The organism is Streptomyces sp. HPF1205 (genome assembly GCF_020400825.1).
In the GTDB taxonomy this organism is placed as follows: domain Bacteria; phylum Actinomycetota; class Actinomycetes; order Streptomycetales; family Streptomycetaceae; genus Actinacidiphila.
In genome coordinates, this window is sequence record NZ_JAINVH010000009.1 from 180,990 (window position 1) to 198,729 (window position 17,740).

The following is a 17,740-nucleotide window of genomic DNA, read 5'->3' on the forward strand; positions in this document are numbered from 1 at the left end:
CACCGATGGACAACAGCCGTGCCGTGACCTTCACGGCCGTATACGCCGTGCTCACCGCCTCGCACGAGGTGGCCGACCACTGGGTGCAGATCGACACGCAGGCAGGCGCGAAGGGTAAGCCCGGCCGCGCCGGCATCCGTGCCTGCTCGGCCCACGTCGCCACCTACGCCGCCACGCAGGCCGCAGCCCTGTGGGCCGCCAACCGCGTGCTGCGTCTCGGCGTCAGCCCGCGTGCCGCGGCGGCCGGGCTCGCGGCGTCCGCCCTCACGCACTACGTGGCCGATCGGCAGGGCGGGCACTGGCGCGACGAACGCCCGCGCGGCGTCGTCCGCCTCGCCGCCATCACCGGTCACGCGGGCTGGCTGGCGCGTGACCCCGGTGCCGGATACCTGCTCGACCAGTCCTGGCACAAGGGCTGGATAGCCGTTGCCGCCGCCGTCACCGCGGCGAGGAAGGGAGCCGCGCTGTGATCCGGCTGCACCCCGACGACCCGCCGCTGACGGCGGGGGAGGCCGCACGTGTCGCCCTGCTGCTCGGCCGTATGGCCAAGCGCAACATCGCGGGCGAGGAGGTCGACCTGCGCGACTTGCAGCGCAAGGTCGACCGCATCCTCGCTGCCGCTCGCAAGCGCGCCGAGAAGGCCGCTGCCAAGTAGCTCCGCCCCGGAACGGCCGTCATCCGCCAAGACAGCCGGCCGTTCCGGGCTCCGCCCCCTGTGAGGAGAGCAGGAAGCCCCAGCATGACCGAGATCATCAACCTTGACGACCATCGACCCCGACCGATAACCGACCCGTTCGCCAAGCAGGACGCGCGCCCGGCGCCCCCGCTCGAAGGGGTTATGCTGCCCAGCGACAGCACGCCGGACGGCGAGGCAGTCGACCGCCCGGACAACCCGCTGGCGGACTGGCTGACGGTGCCTGACGAACCGGTGTTGCCGCCCTGGCTCGCCACCCCGGCGGCGCTGCGGGCGAACGCCGGCGCGCTGGTCCGCCTCGGTGGCTACCACGCCCGCTACCACGGCGTAAGGCTGCCGAAGTACGGCGTGAAGACCGCCGGGCTTGCCTGCCGCGGCGCGTGGCGGTGCACCGCCCGTCTGTGGCCGGTGCTGACTGCCGCGGACCACACCCGTACGGTCAAGGCACTGGCCGCGTCCCTGGACGCGCGGACCGCTGACCCGGACCTGGCCATCCGGCACCAGGTCGCACACCGCGCCCGGACCGAGGCCCGGCGGTGGCGGTTCGGCTCCGCCGTCGCGGTGGCGACCGGTTGCGGCATGGCGCTGTCCATGGCCACCACGCCGGTTCTGATCGCCACGGCGACGATCCTGCTCGCGATCCTCGCCGTGGTCGGCCGCAAGGGCAGCGAAGTGCCGTTCCTGGACCAGGCCACGCCACCGATCCGCATCGACATGAACGCCCAGCAGCTCAACGACGCGCTGCGCGCGGCCGGCCTGCTCAAGGCCGGCAAGGGCGACGAGGAAGGGCCGAAGGTCTCGTGTGTCATGGGCCCGGTCCGCGACGGCAAGGGGTGGGCCGTGGTGTTCGACCTGCCCCGCGGCGGCGGAAAGACCGCCGCCGACGTGCTCGCCAAGCGCGACGCTCTCGCCGCCGAGCTGGGCGTCGACGAGATCCAGGTCATCATGTCCCGTGTGCGCGCGGCCGGCGGCGGTCACGCGGGCAGGGTGAGCATGTGGGTTGCCGACGATGACCCGTACCTGGGCGACCCGAACCCGTCGCCGCTGCTCAAGGCCCAGACGTTCACCGTGTGGGACCCGATCCCGTTCGGGCAGGACGCCCGCGGCAACCGCGTCTCGGTGCCGGTCATGTGGCAGTCGCTGTTCTTCGGTGGCCTGCCGCGGCGCGGAAAGACGTTCACGCAGCGCCTGATGACGGCGGCCGGGCTGCTCGACCCGTACGTGCGGCACTACGTCGCGGACGGCAAGGGCGGCGCGGACTGGATGCCGATGCGACACGTCGCGCACCGGCTTGTCATGGGCGCCGAGGACGACGCCGTTGAAGCGCTCAAGGCCATGCTCAAGGAACTGCTCGCCGAGATGGAGCGGCGGTTCGCGCTGCTGCGCGGGCTGCCGGTGTCCATCTGCCCCGAGGGCAAGCTGACTCCAGCCATCGTGCAGAAGTACAACCTGCCGGTCATCTTCGTGACGATCGACGAGCTGCAGGAGTACTTCACCGCGATGGAGCGGGAGGACCGCGAGCAGGTGGTCGACGACCTGTGCCGCATCGCGCGGCGCGGTCCGGCCGCCGGGTTCATCTGCAACTTCGCGTCCCAGCGTCCCGACGCCGAGTCGGTGCCGCCGAAGCTGCGGGAGATCATCACCCTGCGGTACTGCACGCAAGTTGTCGACCGCACAAGCTCTGACATGGTGCTGGGCAAGGGCAAGGCAGCACAGGGCGCGGACGCCTCGGTCCTGTCCGAGGAGCACAAGGGGACCGGCGTCCTGGTCACCGGCCCCGCGTCGTTCGTCACCGTGCGGGCCGACTACCTCGACGGCGCCGGCTTCACCGAGATGTGCCAGCGCGGCCGGGCCCTGCGGCAGGCCGCCGGACAGCTGACCGGGGACGCCGCCGGCGACGTGGCCGCCGCCGCGGACCAGGCCGGCGTCACCATCGCGCCCGTCCTGTCCGACTGCCTCGACGTGATGCGCCACGTCGACCGCATGCACACCGTCGACCTGCTCGCCCGGCTCGACAACCTCGACACCGACCGGTACGGCGACTGGGACGCCGAACGGCTCGCCCGCGAGCTGGAGGCCGCCGGCGTCGAGCGGACCGGCAAGCAAGTCAAGATCGGGAACGTCAACCGCGCCGGGTACCGGCGGGCAGACCTTGAAGCCGCCGTGCCGCCGGAACTGCTGCTCGCCGCGCGGTCGACGGGCCCGGTAGACCCGCCCCCCGCTACCTCCCCCACTACCTGACCGGGCTCCGCGCCCCCCGCTACCGGCACCCGCCGAGTAGCGGGGGCGCGCTACCCCGGTAGGGCCCCCGGTAGAGGGGGTCTGACCTGCGAGGTAGTGGCCTGTAGAGGGGGTACGGGCCACCCCGCCCCCACCCCTCAAAACGCTGCTCTACAGGCATGTGCCTGTGCCGTGGGCGAGGGTCTCCCGGCCAAGGACAGCCCATCGCCCACGGTCCTCCCTCCATCCCGAACAGACGGGAGCACCGAGCGTGAACAACCACGCATCCACATCCTCCGCCGAGCTGAGGACGTTCAGCTTCGGCGGGGGCTGGCAGTCCATGACCGCACTGGTGCTCGCTGCCCGCGGCGAACTGGACTACCGCACGTTCATCATGGCCAACGTCGGCGACGACTCCGAGAACCCCGGCACCATCACCTACCTGCACCGGTACGCGATGCCGTTCGCGGAAGCGCATGGGCTGGAACTGGCCGTGGTCGACCGGGTCATGAAGCGCACCAAGGAAGTGCGGACCCTGTACCAGGACCTCACTCGTGAGGGCTCGCGGTCGTTGAAGATCCCCGTGCGGATGTCGAACGGGGCCCCGGGCACCCGCTCGTGCACCGCCAGCTTCAAGATCAAGGTCATCGCCGACGAACTCAAGCGGCGTGGCGCGACGGCGGACAACCCCGCGACCGTAGGTATCGGGATCAGCCTGGACGAGATCGACCGGGCCAACAAGCGTCGCTGTGAGCCGCACGAGCGGATTGAGTATCCACTGTTGGAACGCGGCATCCGCCGTATCGACTGTATCCGGGTCATTCGATCGGCGGGCCTGCCCATCCCGCCGAAGTCGTCCTGCTGGTTCTGCCCGTTCCACCGGCCCGAGGCCTGGCACGAGATGCGCCGTACGGACCCAGCGCTCTTCGAGCGGGCCTGCCAGCTCGAAGAGCTGCTCAACCGCAGGCGCGACGAACTGGGCAAGGACCACGTCTACCTGACCCGGTTCGGCATGCCTCTCAGGCGGGCGATCCCGGATGGGGTCGACACCCTCTTCGATGAGTACGACTCCGGCTGTGACTCGGGCTGGTGCATGACCTGACCAACCCGTGGGCGGCGGTCTCCCGGCCAAGGACAGCCCGCCGCCCACGGTCCTCCCTATCCCGAAGGACAGGAGATCCCCAAGCATGACCCATACGTCGGTTGTCCGGCGACGGCCGTTCAGGCCGTTACTGCTGGACCTGTACTGCTGCGCCGGCGGCGCCGGTACCGGCTACCACCGCGCCGGATTCGAGGTTCACGGCGTGGACATCGCCGACCGGCCCAACTACCCGTTCACCTTCACCCGGGCCGACGCGCTGACCTACCTCGCCGACCTGATCGCGTCCGGCGGGATCCGCCAATACACGATGGTGCACGCCTCCCCGCCCTGCCAGGACAAGTGCACGCTGACCGTGGGCACCAACCGTTCCCGCGGCTGGGGCGGCACCCACACCGACCTGGTGGCGCCCACCCGGGAACTGCTGGACGCCACCGGCCTGCCCTACGTGATCGAGCAGCCCAACGGGCGCGCGAAGATCCGAAAAGACATCAGCCTGTGCGGAGAGATGTTCCGCCTCGGGGTACTGCGTCACCGCAACTTCGAGTTGGGCGGCTGGACCACCGCCCGGCCGAAGCATCCCAAGCACCGCGGCTACGTCCGCGGGATGCGCCACGGTGTCAAGCGGGACGGCCCGTACATCGCCGCCTACGGCAACGGCGGCGGCAAGGGCACCGTCCCCGAGATCCAACAGGCCATGGGCATCACATGGACCGACGTGCGCGAGGAACTGACCGAGGCCATCCCACCCGCCTACAGCGAATGGATCGGCCGCGCCCACCTCGCCACCATGGCGGGAACGGCGGTGGCCGCATGACCGACCGCCTGCTCACCGCCGCACTCGATGCCGCCGAACACGGCTGGCCCGTCATCCCGTTGCGCCCGGGCCGCAAGTACCCCGCCCTGCACGGCGAGGACGCCTGCCCCGGTACCGGCGACTGCGCCGACGGGCACCGGAAGTTCGAGCAGCGCGCCACTATCGACCCGGACCGCATTCGGCGGTGCTGGGCGGCCGGACCGTACAACGTCGGTATCGCGACGGGCCCGGCCGGGCTGCTGGTGGTCGATCTCGACACGCTCAAACCGAGAGACGAGAAGGGCACGCCTGACGGCGTGGCGTCCTTCTTGGCGCTCTGCGAGCGCGCCGGACAGGCCGCCCCTACCACCCGTACGATCCGGACTCCCAGCGGTGGACGGCACCTGTACTTCGCTGCCCCACCTGGCATCCGGCTGGGCAGCAGCGCGGGGACCCTGGCCAAGAAGATCGACACCCGGGCATGGGGTGGGCAAGTCGTCGCCCCGGGCAGCGAGACGCCACAAGGCCCGTACACGGTCCTGGACGACTCGCCGGTTGCAAACCTACCCGAATGGCTACAAAAAGCTGTGAGGGCCCCACAGAAGGCCACGGCGACCCCGTTTCGGCCCATGCTCATCCGGGATGCCCCTCGGCTGGCCGCAGTCGTCCTGGAACGGGAAACCGCAACTGTCGCGGCCACCGCTGTAGGCAGCCGTCAAGCCGAACTGCTGCGCGCCGTGCGGGCCGTGGGCCGGTTTGTGGCCTGGGGAGATCTCGACCGCAGCGCCGTGGAAGCGGCTTTTACCTGCGCGGGCGAGTCTGCGGGACTCCCGTCGGCCGAGTGTCGCGCCACGATCCGCAAGGCCCTGAACTACTCCATTCGCACTGCTTGGCCTCGGGAGACGGCATGACCACCCCGGACCCTCGCCCCGCAGGTAAAAGCCCAACGCACACCCCCGAGCAAATCAGCCCCGCCGAACCGGCCGCGCCTGACACGGCGAGTAGCGCGCCGAAGGACGCCGCCCGTCAGGGCGTCCTTTCAGCTCTTCGTCCTGACTCGCACCAGAGCGACGGACGCCGGCCCACCGCGTGGCTTCACGTCGTGGCTCCGCCGGACTGGCGCGCGATTCCCCGCGGCGAATCGCACTGCGCGTGCGGCCGGCACGTCGAAGCGTTCGGCCGCGCCGAAGTGCTCGCCCTGGTCCACGCACACAACGACCACCGCACCACATGCCCGCTCCGCGCCCCCGCACCCGAAAGGAGGCAGGCAGCGTGACCACCGAGAACGGCGCCTCCCTGCTCGACGAGGTGGAAGCCTTCCACCGCCGCTTCAACGCCTTTCCCACGGAAGCGGCGTACGTCGCCGTAGTCCTGTGGGACGCACACACGCACCTGCTCGACTGCTTCGACTCCACACCCCGGCTCGCGTTCCTCAGCCCGGAACCGGGATCGGGAAAGACGCGCGGGCTGGAGATCTGCGGAACGCTGGTCCCCAACCCAATGGCCGCCGTGAACGCCTCCCCGGCCGCGCTGTTCCGCGCGGTCTCCGGGATGGACGCGGGCCGTCCCACGATCCTCTTCGACGAGATCGACACCGTTTTCGGGCCGAAAGCCGGAGACAACGAGGAACTGCGCGGACTGATCAACGCCGGTCACCGCCGTATCGGGGTGTCCTACCGGTGCGTGGGCGACGGCGGGCAGCAGACCGTACAGGAATTCCCGGTCTACGCCGCCGTGGCCGTCGCGGGACTTGGCTGGCTGCCTGACACGATCCTGCACCGGTCGGTCATCATCCGGATGCGGCGGCGGGCCCCCAACGAGCACGTGGAACCCTTCCGGAGCCGTATCCACGAACCCGAGGGACACGCGCTGCGCGACCGACTCGCCAACTGGGCCGACTCCGTACGCGACCACGTGACCGGTGCCTTTCCCGAGATGCCGGAAGGAGTGACCGACCGGCCAGCGGACGTGTGGGAACCTCTGCTCGCGGTTGCCGACGCCGCCGGGGGCGACTGGCCGCAGCGGGCCCGGGAGGCGTGCGCCGCCCTGGTCGCTGCGGCTGCCGCGGGCGACAAAGCATCTCTGGGAATCCGGCTGCTCACCGACCTGCGAGACACGGTCTTCAGTGGCGCGGACCGGATGCCTACGGCGCAGATCCTCGCCGCGCTCAACGCCCTGGACGAGGCTCCGTGGGCGGACATGGGCGGTAAGCCGCTGGACTCCCGCCAGTTGGCCAAGCGGCTGGGGGAGTACGTCACCGCCGACAACCAGCCCATCAAGGCTCGCAACATGCGCGTGGGCGAGGGAGTGTCCAAGGGCTACTACGCGGCCGATCTTGTCGACGCATGGGCCCGGTACTGCCCCCCTGTGCGGAAGTCCGCTACGTCCGCCACAACCGACGTTCCCGGAGCGTTGACCAGCGGCGACGGCGTAGCGGACGTGGCGGCCGGTAGCCGCTACGACGCCGCTACGGACGACGCTCCCGCTACACCCACGCTGCCGCTGTAGCGCATCCGTCCGCTACGCCCAGCCCCGCCGCTACGCCGAAAGGGTCGTCTGACCTGCGGCGTAGCAGCGGTAGCGGCTGTAGCGGACTTCGGGAGGGGGAGGGCCCCTCCTCCTCCCCAGACCACCGACACCAGCGCGAAGGAGAACCAGTGACCACCGCCGTCACCGACGCTGCTCCGATCACCGTTGCGCGTCGTCTGCACTGCGTGGAAGCGGCTGCCGAACTCATCGGCGTGGGCCGTTCCACCGCTTACGAGGAGATCCGGTTGGGACGGTTGCGAACGGTCCGCGTGGGCCGTCGCCGCCTGATTCCGACCGAGTACATCGAGGAGTACATCGACCTGCTCAAGGCGGAAGCCACCAACGCCGCCTGATTCGCTTCCCACTTCTCCGACGAAGGGCCGCGCTCGCACAGAGCGCGGCCCTTCTGTTTGAAAGGCTCGACGCTGCATGACAACCGAACCGAAGACATCCCGCAAGGCGGGAAACGGCGCGGACTCGATCTACTGGGACGCTTCCAAGAACAGGTACGTAGGCGCGGCCTCCCTCGGCTTCACCCCGTCCGGCAAGCGCCGGCGAGTGAAGGTCCGCGGGAAGACGAAGACGGAAGTACGCGCCAAGCTCCGTGACCTCAAGAAGGAAGTGGAAACGGGCGTCAAGACGCCCGCCAACTACACCGTTACCGACGCTGTGATCGACTGGATCGGCCGGGGCCTCAAGGGGCGCGACGAGAAGACCGTCGACAAGTGCCGGAGTCTTGCCGACAACCACGTCATCCCGTTCCTGGGCAAGGCAAAGCTCAAGGATCTGACGGCGGACGATGTGGACGACTGGTTGGACGACCGGGCCGACGTGCTCGCCACGCGATCCCTGCGAGAGGTCTACTCTGTGCTCCGGCGCTCCATCACGCACGCACAGCGGCGAGACAAGGTGCTGCGCAACGTTGCCGACCTGGTCACCGTCCCGGAGGGACGGCCGGGCCGACCTAGCAAGGCCCTGACGTTGGACCAGGCGAAAGCCGTGCTTGCCGCGGCACAGGGGACCAGGCTGTACGCCTACGTCGTGCTGTCCCTGCTCATCGGCATCCGCACCGAGGAGGCCCGGCCGCTCACCTGGGACCACGTCCACCTGTCGCCCCCGGACGGCACGGTGCCGCACGTGGAGGTCTGGCGGTCCGTGCGCCGGCACGGCGACACCAAGACCCGGAAGAGCCGCCGCACGTTGGCTCTGCCGCAGCAGGTGGTGAAGGTACTGGAGCAGCACCGGACGTGGCAGCAGCAGGAACGCGCGTGGGCAGGGCTGGAGTGGACGACGTCGGGCCTGGTCTTCGCCTCCAGGACGGCGAACGCGCTCGACGCCTCCCACGTCCGGCGCGACTTCAAGGCGATCGTCGTCAAGGCGGGACTCGCACCCGAATGGACGCCTCGGGAGCTCCGGCACAGCTTCGTGTCCCTGCTCTCCGACCACGGCATCCCGCTGGAGGTGATCGCCCGTGTCGTGGGTCACAGCAGCACGGCCACGACGGAAGCGGTCTACCGAAAGCAGCTCCGACCGGTGATCACCGAGGGCGCCGGCGCCATGGATGAGATCTTCGCCGTGGTTGGGGGCGGGGGAGAGGAGGACGGCGAAACCGGCTGATCAGCGGCCGGTGGCTCCCCTTCTGGCTCCCCTGCGCACAAAAAGAAGGTCGGCGGAGCACCTACCAAGTTGGTAGGTGCTCCGCCGACCTGCTGCTTACCGAGTCGGGGTGGCGGGATTTGAACCCACGGCCTCTTCGTCCCGAACGAAGCGCGCTACCAAGCTGCGCCACACCCCGGTGCAACGACGTTTACTTTAGCGGACGGCGGGCCGGAGGCGAAATCCGGTTTCGGGTGGGGGTGGGGCTTGCGGTGCGGCTACGGGGGGTGGCGGGGGTGGGACGTCAGGTGAGGGTGAGGAGGGTGGCCTCCGGGGGGCAGGCGAAGCGGACCGGGGTGTAGCGGTTGGCGCCGCAGCCGGCGGACACGTGGAGGTAGGAGGTGAACCCCGTGGCGGTGTGGGTGGACAGGCCCTTGACCCGGCCGGTGTCCAGGTCGCAGTTCGTGACCAGCGCGCCGTAGAAGGGGACGCAGACCTGGCCGCCGTGGGTGTGGCCGGCCAGGATCAGGGGGTAGCGGTCGGCCGTGAAAGCGTCCAGGACGCGCAGGTACGGGGCGTGGACCAGGGCCAGGTTGAAGTCGGTGTCCGGGTCGGGGCCGCCCGCCACGGCCTGGTAGCGGTCGCGCTTGATGTGCGGGTCGTCGAGGCCGGTCAGGCCCAGGACCGGGCCGTGGTCGAGCTTGACCTTGCCGCGGGAGTTGCTCAGGCCCACCCAGCCGGCCGCGTCGAAGGCGTCGCGCAGGTCGCCCCAGGGGTTGCGGATGACGCCGTGCCCGCCGTGGCTCTTGCCGTTCAGACCGTGCTGGCCGCGGGCCTTCTCGACCAGGTAGCGGCCGGGGTTGCGGAACTTCGGGCCGTAGTAGTCGTTCGAGCCGAACACGTACGTGCCCGGGAACTGCAGCAACGGCCCCAGCGCGTCGAGCACTTCGGGCACGGCGGTGGGGTCCGACAGGTTGTCCCCGGTGTTCACCACCAGGTCCGGGCGCAGCCCTGCCAGCGACTGCAGCCATCGTCGCTTCTTCGTCTGGCCGCTGACCATGTGGATGTCGGAGACCTGGAGGATCCGGATCGGGCGCATACCGTCCGGCAGTACCGGGATCTCCACGCGCCGCAGGCGGAACGATCGGGCTTCAAAACCCGCCGCGTACGCCACGCAGGCCACGCCGGCCGCCGTCACACCCAAGGGGATTCCGTATCGCGAGCGCATGTCCCCATCGTGTCAGAGTCCGGACCGCGCCCGCGCGACAGCCGCCGACAGCCGCCGACCGGGGCGGCGGCGGGGTGGTCCCGTAGGCGGACCGGGGCCGCCCGCGCTTAATGCGCGGCATCCTCAGGGCCGGGGTGCGAAAATCGACGCATGACCACCACGCTCAAGCAGCGCCTGCAGGACGACCTCACCGCGGCCATCAAGGGCCGTGACGAACTGCGTTCCGCCACGCTCCGGCTCACCCTCAGCGCGATCACCAAGGAGGAGGTCGCCGGTGACACCGCTCGCAAGCTCTCCGACGACGAGGTGCTGAAGGTGATCGCCCGGGAGGCGAAGAAGCGGCGCGAGGCGGCGGAGGCGTTCGCGCAGGGCGGCCGGCCGGAGTCCGCCGAGCGCGAGCGGGCCGAGGGCGAGGTCCTCGCGGAGTACCTGCCGAAGCAGCTCTCCGACGAGGAGCTGGCGGAGATCGTCCGGGCCGCCGTCGCGGAGTCCGGGGCGGCCGGGCCCAAGGCCATGGGCGCCGTCATGAAGGTGGTCAATCCCAAGATCGCCGGGCGCGCCGAGGGCGGCCGTGTCGCCGCCGAGGTCAAGCGCCAGCTCGCCGGCTGACCCGCCCGGACCGCCGGTCGCGAGTACCCCCGGTTGCGGCTACCGGTCGCGACCGGTAGCCGCAACCGGCGGTCGCGAGTATCCGGTCGCGAGTACGGCCCGAGGGTACGGAAACGGTCCGGGGTACGGACACGGCCAAGCAGCGGCCCCCGGGCTCACGGCATTCGCCCGGCCCCACGATCACGCCCCGTGCCGCAGCCCCGGGCCCCACGATTAGCGCCCCGGGTCACGGCCTCGGGCCCACGGCCACCACTCGGTTCCACGGCCCGCGCCCGCGGACCCGGGCCCATCGCCACCGCCCGGGCCCATCGCCACCGCCCCCGGCCCACGGCCTCGCCCCGGGCCCACCTGCCCGGGCCCACGTCGGGCGCAGGCCCACGTCAGGCCCAATCCCAGGCCCGGCCGCAGCCCCTACGGCGTTCCTCCCGCGCCCCCGCGGCTGTTGCCGCCGTTCGAGGAGCCGCCGGAGGGCAGGAAGACGGTCGGCAAGGGGTTCGCGCCGGTGGTGCCGCCGGCCGTGCCCAGGGTGGTCGTGCCGGTGGTGCCGCCCGTTATCGGGCCGGCCGTGGTGCCCATCACCGTGACCCCGCCCGGGCCGCCGCCGTGCTTGCCGCCGTGCTTGTTGTTGGTCGGGTTGCCGCCGGGCTTGGCGGTGTCGCCCGGCTTCGGCTTCTTGGCCTTGTCCGGGATGTTCAGCGGCACGGTGACGAAGTCCAGCGCGGGCTGGCCGTCCAGTGCGCCGGAGACGGCGTCCCGCCAGATCGGGGCCGGGCCGTCGGCGCCGTACACCTTCGGGTAGTGGTGGCCGCCGATGGTGATGTCGATCATCCTGGTCTTGTGCCGCGGGTCGCCCATCCACACCGCCGCGGCCATGTTCGGCGTGTAGCCGGCGAACCAGGCCGCGTACCGCTGGTCGGTGGTACCGGTCTTGCCCGCCGTGGGCCGGCCGGTGAGGCCGGCCTGCGTACCCGTACCGTCCTCGACGACGCCCTTCAGCATGGTGTTGATGGTGTCGGCGGTCTTCTGCGACATGGCCTGGTTGCAGATGGACTTGGGCACGGGAAGGCTCTTGCCAGCCGAGGTGGTCACGGACTCGATGGCGATCGGCGTGCAGTACAGGCCGCGGTCGGCGAAGGCGGCGTACGCGGCGGCCACGGTCAGCGGCGCGACCTCGTTGGTGCCCAGGGTCATCGACTGGATCTGCTGCAGCGGCTTGCCGTCGGCGCGCACGATGCCGAGCTTGTCGGCCATCTTCGCGACCGGGCACACACCCACGGCCGCTTCGAGGGACACGAAGTAGGTGTTGATCGACTTCTGCAGCGCCTCGGGCATCGCGTACGGCCCGACCTCGTCCTTCCCCTCGTTCGGGATGTTGCCGCCGGCCGGGATCGTCCTGCCGTCGCAGGTGGTGACGGACGGGTAGGGCATCTCGTTCGGCGACGGGTACGACTGGGCGGGCTGGTAGCCGGCCTCCAGGGCGGCCGCGGCGGTGATCGGCTTGAACGTCGAGCCGTTCTGGAAGCCGCCGCCCCCGCCCATGTCCTGGTCGACCGAGTAGTTGATCTGGGTCTCGTGGGCGCCGAAGCCGTACGGCCGGCTCTGGGCCATGGCGACGATCTTGCCGGTGCCGGGCTGGACCATGGTCACCGCGGCGGCGATCGGGTCGCTCTTGTAGACGTGCTTCTGGATGCCGTCGATGGCCGAGGCCTGGGCCTTGGGGTCGAGCGTGGTCTTGATGGTCAGGCCGCCGGTGTACCAGGTCTTGGCGCGGTCCTCCTTGGTCTTGCCGAAGGCCGCGTTCTGCAGGAAGGTCTCGCGCACGTAGTCGCAGAAGAAGCCCGCGCCGTTGACCGCCGTGATGCAGCCGTTCTTCGGCGAGCTCACCTTGAGGCCGAGCGGGGACTTCTCCGCGGCCTGCGCCTGGGCCCGGGTGATGTCGCCGAGTTCGGCCATCCGGGCCAGGACCGTGTTGCGCCGCTTGACGGCTTCCTGCGGGTCGCTGATCGGGTCGTACCGGGTGGGGGACTGGACCAGGCCGGCCAGCATCGCGGCCTCGGTGAGGCTCAGGTTCTTGGCGTGCTTGCTGAAGTACCGCTCCGAGGCGGCCTCGATGCCGTACGCCTGCTCGCCGAAGAAGGTGATGTTGAGGTAGTTCTCCAGGATCCGTTGCTTGCCCAGCTCCTTCTCGACCTGGATCGCGTACTTCATCTCCTTGATCTTGCGGCCGACCGTCTGCTGGACGGCCTGGGCGACCTTGTTGGGGTCGTCGCCGGCCTCCTCCACGAAGACGTTCTTCACGTACTGCTGGGTCAGCGTCGAGGCGCCCTGGGTGCTGCCGCCGCCGCCGTTGTTGCTCAGCGCGCGCAGGATGCCCTTGAGGTCGATCGCCCCGTGTTTGTAGTAGCGCGCGTCCTCGATGTCGACGATCGCCTTGAGGATGTTGGGGCTCATGTCCGCGATGGGGACGACCGTGCGGTCCCGGGAGTACACGGTCGCGATCAGGCCCCCGTTGGCGTCCAGGATCTTGGACGCCTGGCTCAGCGGGGGCTGGCGCAGCTCACCGGGCAGGTCGTTGAAACCCTTGACCGTGCCCTTCGCGGACAGGCCGAGCGCGCCCGCGGCGGGCAGGGCGATGCCCGCCGCCACGACACCGGCCAGCACGCTGACACCGAGGAACTTGGCGGCTTGCTGGACTGTGGTCAGCCCCCCGCCGGAACGCTTGTGAGCCATGAGGGCAGCCTAAACCGTCCACCTGTGCCATCCGGCGGCCGCCGGCGGATCTGTGGACAACCAGTACGGGACCGTGACATCCGGCCATCCCGCCGGGGCGAGCCGCGCGCCACCGTCCGGGGCTACGTTGCGATTTCCCGGACGGGCGGGCATCTGTTCGCCTACCCTGTAACAGGCGGGGCGCGATCGTCGGGCGCGTACCTGTCGTACTCCTTCACTCTTGTGAGTGATGAGAGGTGTCCGAATTTCCGCATATGCCGGAGGTCTTGGGTAGAGCTGTGGCCGAAATGCCACTGAATGTCCCATAGATCCGATTGTCCAGCCGCTCACTCCGTTGGGTGATCTGCCGCGTACGCATAGTCCTTTCGGGCCATGCAAGATTGGGCCTGAAAGGGCTGTTGCGTCGCGCCTACCTTCCGTAACGTCCTCAACTGGCAACGGCGAATATGCCGGGTGCCGCCGTGGGGGAGCCTCGATTCGGGAGAGGACGGCGCCAGCATGAGTAGCTGGGTAACCGACTGGAGCACGCAGGCGGCGTGCAGGACGACTGATCCGGACGAGCTGTTCGTCCAGGGCGCGGCCCAGAACCGGGCCAAGGCGGTGTGCACCGGCTGCCCGGTGCGGACCGAGTGCCTGGCGGACGCGCTCGACAACCGCGTGGAGTTCGGCGTGTGGGGCGGAATGACCGAGCGCGAGCGCCGGGCACTGCTGCGCCGCCGTCCTACCGTCACCTCCTGGCGAAGACTGCTGGAGACAGCCCGCACCGAGTACGAGCGCAGCACGGGCCTGCTGCCGCTCGGCGACGAGAGCGACTTCGCCGCGGCCGGCTGACCGGTCCCGCGTCCACGTGCCCTACGCGGCCGCTTCCGCCACCCCGGCCAGTCTCAGTCCGATCTCCCGCAGGCCCGCGATGTCATGGACGTCGCCGGGCAGCGCGGTGACATCGACCATGGGTACTTCGGGGTGGACGGAGACGAAGCGGTCGCGGGTACGCCGCTCCCGCGCGACCACCTGCATGCGCTCGGCGTGCAGCCGCAGCAGGCCGGCCGCCAGTCGTTCCGTGGGTGCCTGGCGGTCTCCTTCCGTACGGTCGGTGGGGCCGTCGGAGCCACCGCGGTCAGCTTTCCCATGGCGGTGATCCACAATGCCGCCGCCGTCAAGATTTTCCGCGGCCCCGTCGGGGGCGTTCGCGGCACTCCGGGCGCTCGCGGCGCGCGCCTTCGCCGGGGCGTCCGCCGTGCGCGCCTCCTCCTGCGCCTCCTGCGCGTCCGCCGCCAGGTCCTCCAGCGTCTCCGCAGCGGCCAGCGCACGCTCGGCGGTGAGCTGCGCGGCCCCGCTGCCGTGCACCCGGTTGAGTACGAGACCGGCCAGCGGCATGTCCTCGGCGGCCAGCCGCTCCACGAAGTACGAGGCCTCGCGCAGCGCGTCCCGCTCGGGCGCGGCGACCACCAGGAAGGCCGTCCCCGGCGCCTGCAGCAGCCGGTAGGTGGCGTCCGCCCTGGTCCGGAAGCCGCCGAACATCGTGTCCATGGCCGCCACGAACGTCTGCACGTCGCGCAGCAGGCCCGCCCCCATCACCTTGCTCAGGGTGCCGGTCATCATCGACATCCCCATGTTGAGGAACTTCACCCCGGCCCGGCCGCCGACCTTCGCCGGCGCCATCAGCAGCTTGATGAAGCGGCCGTCCAGGAAGGAGCCCAGCCGCTTGGGCGCGTCCAGGAAGTCCAGCGCGCTGCGGCTCGGCGGGGTGTCGACGATGATCAGGTCCCACGCGTCCTGGGCACGCAACTGCCCCAGCTTCTCCATCGCCATGTACTCCTGCGTGCCCGCGAACCCGGCCGACAGGGACTGGTAGAAGGGGTTCTCCAGGATGGCCCTGGCCCGCTCGGCGTCGGAGTGCTGGACCACGACCTCGTCGAAGGTCCGCTTCATGTCGAGCATCATCGCGTGCAGGGAACCGCCCGCCGACCGATCGATTCCGGCCACTTCGCGCGGGGTGTTGTCGAGCTCGGTCAGCCCCATGGACTGGGCCAGGCGGCGGGCCGGGTCGATGGTCAGGACGACCGCCGTACGGCCGCGCTCGGCGGCTCGAACCCCGAGTGCCGCCGCGGTGGTGGTCTTGCCGACGCCGCCGGAACCGCAGCACACGATGATGCGGGTCCGCGGGTCGTCCAGCAGCGGGTCGATATCCAGCACGGGGCTCTCCAGGCTCACGGTCGGACCTCGCTCGTCTCGCTCATCTCAGCCGTCCTCCCCGGCGCCCGCGCCCGCGCCGGGGGCGGATACCGTCCCGGCCACCGCCTGCTTGCGCAGGCTCTCCGCGAGCCGGTAGAGCCCGCCCAGGTCGACCCCGTCGCCGAGCAGCTCCAACTCGCGTACCGGCAGACCCAGTCCCGCGATCTCGGCGCGCTGCTCGCGCTCCAGCACCACCCGCTGGGCGTGTTCGTGGGCCTGGGCCAGCAGGGGGTCCACCAGGCGCTCGGCGACCCCGCCGCGGCGGGCGCCGCCCAGGCCGGCCTGGGAGAGCGCCTTGGCGACGGCCGCCCGGCGCTTGCCGTTGGCCGCCGCGGGGGGCGTGCCCGTACCGTCGGGGCCCGGGTCGGGGACCACGACCTCGGCCAGCTCGGCGTCCGCCAGCAGGACCGGCCGGACCATGTTGACGATGACCGCGCCCACCGGAAGACCGGCGGCCCGCAGTTCGGCCACGCCGTCCATCGTCTCCTGGACCGGCATCTCCTCCAGCAGGGTGACCAGGTGGATCGCGGTCTGCGGGGACTTCAGCACGCCCATCACGGCCTGGGCCTGGTTGAATATCGGACCCATTCTGGCCAGGCCCGCGACCTCGTCGTTGACGTTGAGGAAGCGGGTGATGCGGCCGGTGGGCGGCGCGTCGAGCACCACCGCGTCGTAGACCGGCCAGCCCGCCTTGTCCTTGCGCCGGACCGCCTCGCAGACCTTGCCGGTCAGCAGCACGTCGCGCAGACCAGGGGCGATGGTGGTGGCGAAGTCGATCGCCCCCATCTTCTTCAGCGCCCGGCCGGCCCGGCCGAGCTTGTAGAACATGTCGAGGTAGTCCAGCATCGCCAGCTCGGCGTCGATGGCCAGGGCGTGCACTTCGCCGCCGCCTGGCGCCGAGGCGATCTTCCGCTCCTCGTACGGCAGTGCCTCCGTCTCGAAGAGCTGGGCGATGCCCTGGCGTTCCTCCACCTCGGCGAGCAGGACGCGCCGGCCCTCGGCCGCGAGGGCGAGCGCCAGCGCGGCGGCGGCCGTGGTCTTTCCCGTGCCGCCCTTGCCGGTCACGACATGGAGCCGGACGGCGGATGACTGTTGAGGGCTCACTCTTGCGAGCCTAACCACAACCCGGCCCGGGTACTCCGGTGGCCGCCGTTGTCGGAGTACGGGAGGGGGGACGAGAGGCCCCGGGGGAGGCGGCACGGGAAGCGGATGGGAGGCGCCGGGGGCAGCCGCACGGGAGGCGGCTCGGCAAGCGGTACGGGAGGGCGCGCGGACGGTACGGGGACGGGTCCGGTGCGCCGCCCGGGGTGGCGGTAAGGTCGCGGCATGGCGAAGAAGTGGGAATACGCGACCGTGCCGCTGCTGGTGCACGCGACGAAGCAGATCCTCGACACCTGGGGTGAGGACGGCTGGGAACTGGTGCAGGTCGTGCCGGGGCCGAACAACCCGGAGCAGCTTGTGGCGTACCTCAAGCGGGAGAAGCAGGCGTGAGCGTGGCCGAGCGGCTGGCCGCGCTCGGGCTGACGCTGCCGGAGGTGGTCCCGCCGCTCGCCTCCTACCAGCCGGCCGTGCGCTCCGGCGCCTATGTGTTCACCTCGGGCCAGCTCCCCATGGTCGACGGCAAGCTCGCGGCCACCGGCAAGGTGGGCGCCGAGGTCTCTCCCGAGCAGGCCCGCGACCTGGCCCGGATCTGCGCGCTCAACGCCTTGGCGGCGGTCCGCTCCGTGGCCGGTGACCTGGACGGGATCGCCCGGGTGGTCAAGGTGGTCGGCTTCGTCGCCTCCGCCCCCGACTTCACCGGTCAGCCCGCCGTCGTCAACGGCGCGAGCGACCTGCTCGGCGAGCTGCTGGGCGACAAGGGCGTGCACGCCCGCAGCGCCGTGGGCGTCGCCGTCCTCCCCCTGGACGCGCCGGTCGAGGTCGAACTGCAGGTCGAACTCCAGGCCGAGTCGGCGCAATAGCGTCGAAGGCGCCGGGGAGCCTTCGGGCGACCCCGCGATCCCC

The 17,740-nt window shown here is 70.7% G+C and carries 17 protein-coding genes and 1 tRNA gene; 13 read left to right on the forward strand and 5 right to left on the reverse strand.

What is annotated here, in order from left to right:
- The first annotated feature begins 5 nt into the window (after positions 1 to 5).
- The 9 genes from K7G61_RS13215 to xerC all read left to right on the forward strand — a co-directional run bounded on the left by K7G61_RS13215 (position 6) and on the right by xerC (position 8,955).
- The gene (locus tag K7G61_RS13215; RefSeq protein ID WP_225846972.1) at positions 6 to 470 is read left to right on the forward strand and encodes a hypothetical protein; all 465 of its coding nucleotides are present in this window, start codon (positions 6 to 8) and stop codon (positions 468 to 470) included.
- The gene (locus K7G61_RS13220; protein ID WP_225846973.1) at positions 467 to 655 is read left to right on the forward strand and encodes a DUF6257 family protein; all 189 of its coding nucleotides are present in this window, start codon (positions 467 to 469) and stop codon (positions 653 to 655) included. The genes K7G61_RS13215 and K7G61_RS13220 overlap by 4 nt, the downstream gene beginning before the upstream one ends.
- An 84-nt stretch (positions 656 to 739) precedes the next feature.
- Positions 740 to 2,935: an FtsK/SpoIIIE domain-containing protein gene (locus tag K7G61_RS13225; protein WP_225846974.1), complete on the forward strand. Its 2,196-nt coding sequence runs from the start codon at positions 740 to 742 to the stop codon at positions 2,933 to 2,935.
- Positions 2,936 to 3,185: 250 nt separating this feature from the next.
- A complete protein-coding gene (locus K7G61_RS13230; protein ID WP_225846975.1) occupies positions 3,186 to 4,016 on the forward strand; it encodes a phosphoadenosine phosphosulfate reductase in 831 nt (276 codons plus the stop codon).
- A gap of 85 nt (positions 4,017 to 4,101) precedes the next feature.
- Positions 4,102 to 4,830 (forward strand): DNA methylase, encoded by a 729-nt coding sequence (locus K7G61_RS13235; protein ID WP_225846976.1) that lies wholly within the window; start codon positions 4,102 to 4,104, stop codon positions 4,828 to 4,830.
- Positions 4,827 to 5,720: a bifunctional DNA primase/polymerase gene (locus K7G61_RS13240; RefSeq protein ID WP_225846977.1), complete on the forward strand. Its 894-nt coding sequence runs from the start codon at positions 4,827 to 4,829 to the stop codon at positions 5,718 to 5,720. The genes K7G61_RS13235 and K7G61_RS13240 overlap by 4 nt, the downstream gene beginning before the upstream one ends.
- Positions 5,721 to 6,039: 319 nt before the next feature.
- Positions 6,040 to 7,317, forward strand: a complete 1,278-nt coding sequence (locus tag K7G61_RS13245; RefSeq protein WP_225846978.1) for a DUF3631 domain-containing protein — start codon at positions 6,040 to 6,042, stop codon at positions 7,315 to 7,317.
- A 149-nt stretch (positions 7,318 to 7,466) separates the two neighbouring features.
- A complete protein-coding gene (locus K7G61_RS13250) occupies positions 7,467 to 7,691 on the forward strand; it encodes an excisionase family DNA-binding protein (RefSeq protein WP_225846979.1) in 225 nt (74 codons plus the stop codon).
- Between the two features lie 76 nt (positions 7,692 to 7,767).
- Positions 7,768 to 8,955 carry a tyrosine recombinase XerC gene (gene xerC, locus K7G61_RS13255; protein ID WP_225846980.1) on the forward strand — a complete coding sequence of 396 codons (1,188 nt, stop codon included), beginning with the start codon at positions 7,768 to 7,770 and terminating at the stop codon, positions 8,953 to 8,955.
- A gap of 104 nt (positions 8,956 to 9,059) precedes the next feature.
- On the opposite strand, the gene K7G61_RS13260 is transcribed toward xerC, so the two are convergent.
- Positions 9,060 to 9,133 (reverse strand) — tRNA-Pro (locus tag K7G61_RS13260).
- A gap of 105 nt (positions 9,134 to 9,238) precedes the next feature.
- Positions 9,239 to 10,162 carry a metallophosphoesterase gene (locus K7G61_RS13265; protein ID WP_225846981.1) on the reverse strand — a complete coding sequence of 308 codons (924 nt, stop codon included), beginning with the start codon at positions 10,160 to 10,162 and terminating at the stop codon, positions 9,239 to 9,241.
- A 150-nt stretch (positions 10,163 to 10,312) separates the two neighbouring features.
- Here K7G61_RS13265 and K7G61_RS13270 point away from each other — a divergent pair, with 150 nt between their 5' ends.
- Entirely contained in the window at positions 10,313 to 10,771 is a 459-nt protein-coding gene (locus tag K7G61_RS13270) for a GatB/YqeY domain-containing protein (protein WP_225846982.1), read from the forward strand.
- 411 nt (positions 10,772 to 11,182) lie between these two features.
- Here K7G61_RS13270 and K7G61_RS13275 read toward each other — a convergent pair whose 3' ends face one another.
- The gene (locus K7G61_RS13275) at positions 11,183 to 13,501 is read right to left on the reverse strand and encodes a transglycosylase domain-containing protein (protein WP_225846983.1); all 2,319 of its coding nucleotides are present in this window, start codon (positions 13,499 to 13,501) and stop codon (positions 11,183 to 11,185) included.
- A gap of 498 nt (positions 13,502 to 13,999) precedes the next feature.
- On the opposite strand from K7G61_RS13275, the gene K7G61_RS13280 reads away from it, so the two are divergent.
- Positions 14,000 to 14,332 (forward strand): WhiB family transcriptional regulator, encoded by a 333-nt coding sequence (locus K7G61_RS13280; RefSeq protein ID WP_225846984.1) that lies wholly within the window; start codon positions 14,000 to 14,002, stop codon positions 14,330 to 14,332.
- 21 nt (positions 14,333 to 14,353) lie between these two features.
- Here K7G61_RS13280 and K7G61_RS13285 read toward each other — a convergent pair whose 3' ends face one another.
- A complete protein-coding gene (locus K7G61_RS13285; protein ID WP_225846985.1) occupies positions 14,354 to 15,715 on the reverse strand; it encodes an ArsA family ATPase in 1,362 nt (453 codons plus the stop codon).
- Between the two features lie 27 nt (positions 15,716 to 15,742).
- Positions 15,743 to 16,840, reverse strand: coding sequence for an ArsA-related P-loop ATPase (locus tag K7G61_RS13290; protein ID WP_225846986.1), 1,098 nt, complete (start codon positions 16,838 to 16,840; stop codon positions 15,743 to 15,745).
- Between the two features lie 222 nt (positions 16,841 to 17,062).
- Between K7G61_RS13290 and K7G61_RS13295 the strand changes: the two genes are divergently transcribed.
- Together K7G61_RS13295 and K7G61_RS13300 are read left to right on the forward strand one after the other, a co-directional pair.
- A complete protein-coding gene (locus tag K7G61_RS13295) occupies positions 17,063 to 17,227 on the forward strand; it encodes a DUF4177 domain-containing protein (RefSeq protein ID WP_073494871.1) in 165 nt (54 codons plus the stop codon).
- The gene (locus K7G61_RS13300) at positions 17,224 to 17,697 is read left to right on the forward strand and encodes a RidA family protein (RefSeq protein WP_225846987.1); all 474 of its coding nucleotides are present in this window, start codon (positions 17,224 to 17,226) and stop codon (positions 17,695 to 17,697) included. The genes K7G61_RS13295 and K7G61_RS13300 overlap by 4 nt, the downstream gene beginning before the upstream one ends.
- Positions 17,698 to 17,740: the final 43 nt, after the last annotated feature.

Excerpts from the sequence above, each read along its gene's own strand:
- K7G61_RS13235 (WP_225846976.1), top strand. The coding sequence starts at position 4,102 with ATGACCCATACGTCGGTTGTCCGGCGACGGCCGTTCAGGCCGTTACTG.
- K7G61_RS13215 (WP_225846972.1), top strand. The coding sequence starts at position 6 with ATGGACAACAGCCGTGCCGTGACCTTCACGGCCGTATACGCCGTGCTC.
- K7G61_RS13225 (WP_225846974.1), top strand. The coding sequence starts at position 740 with ATGACCGAGATCATCAACCTTGACGACCATCGACCCCGACCGATAACC.
- xerC (WP_225846980.1), top strand. The coding sequence starts at position 7,768 with ATGACAACCGAACCGAAGACATCCCGCAAGGCGGGAAACGGCGCGGAC.
- K7G61_RS13275 (WP_225846983.1), bottom strand. The coding sequence starts at position 13,501 with ATGGCTCACAAGCGTTCCGGCGGGGGGCTGACCACAGTCCAGCAAGCC.
- K7G61_RS13240 (WP_225846977.1), top strand. The coding sequence starts at position 4,827 with ATGACCGACCGCCTGCTCACCGCCGCACTCGATGCCGCCGAACACGGC.
- K7G61_RS13265 (WP_225846981.1), bottom strand. The coding sequence starts at position 10,162 with ATGCGCTCGCGATACGGAATCCCCTTGGGTGTGACGGCGGCCGGCGTG.
- K7G61_RS13270 (WP_225846982.1), top strand. The coding sequence starts at position 10,313 with ATGACCACCACGCTCAAGCAGCGCCTGCAGGACGACCTCACCGCGGCC.
- K7G61_RS13295 (WP_073494871.1), top strand. The coding sequence starts at position 17,063 with ATGGCGAAGAAGTGGGAATACGCGACCGTGCCGCTGCTGGTGCACGCG.
- K7G61_RS13245 (WP_225846978.1), top strand. The coding sequence starts at position 6,040 with ATGCCCGCTCCGCGCCCCCGCACCCGAAAGGAGGCAGGCAGCGTGACC.
- K7G61_RS13280 (WP_225846984.1), top strand. The coding sequence starts at position 14,000 with ATGAGTAGCTGGGTAACCGACTGGAGCACGCAGGCGGCGTGCAGGACG.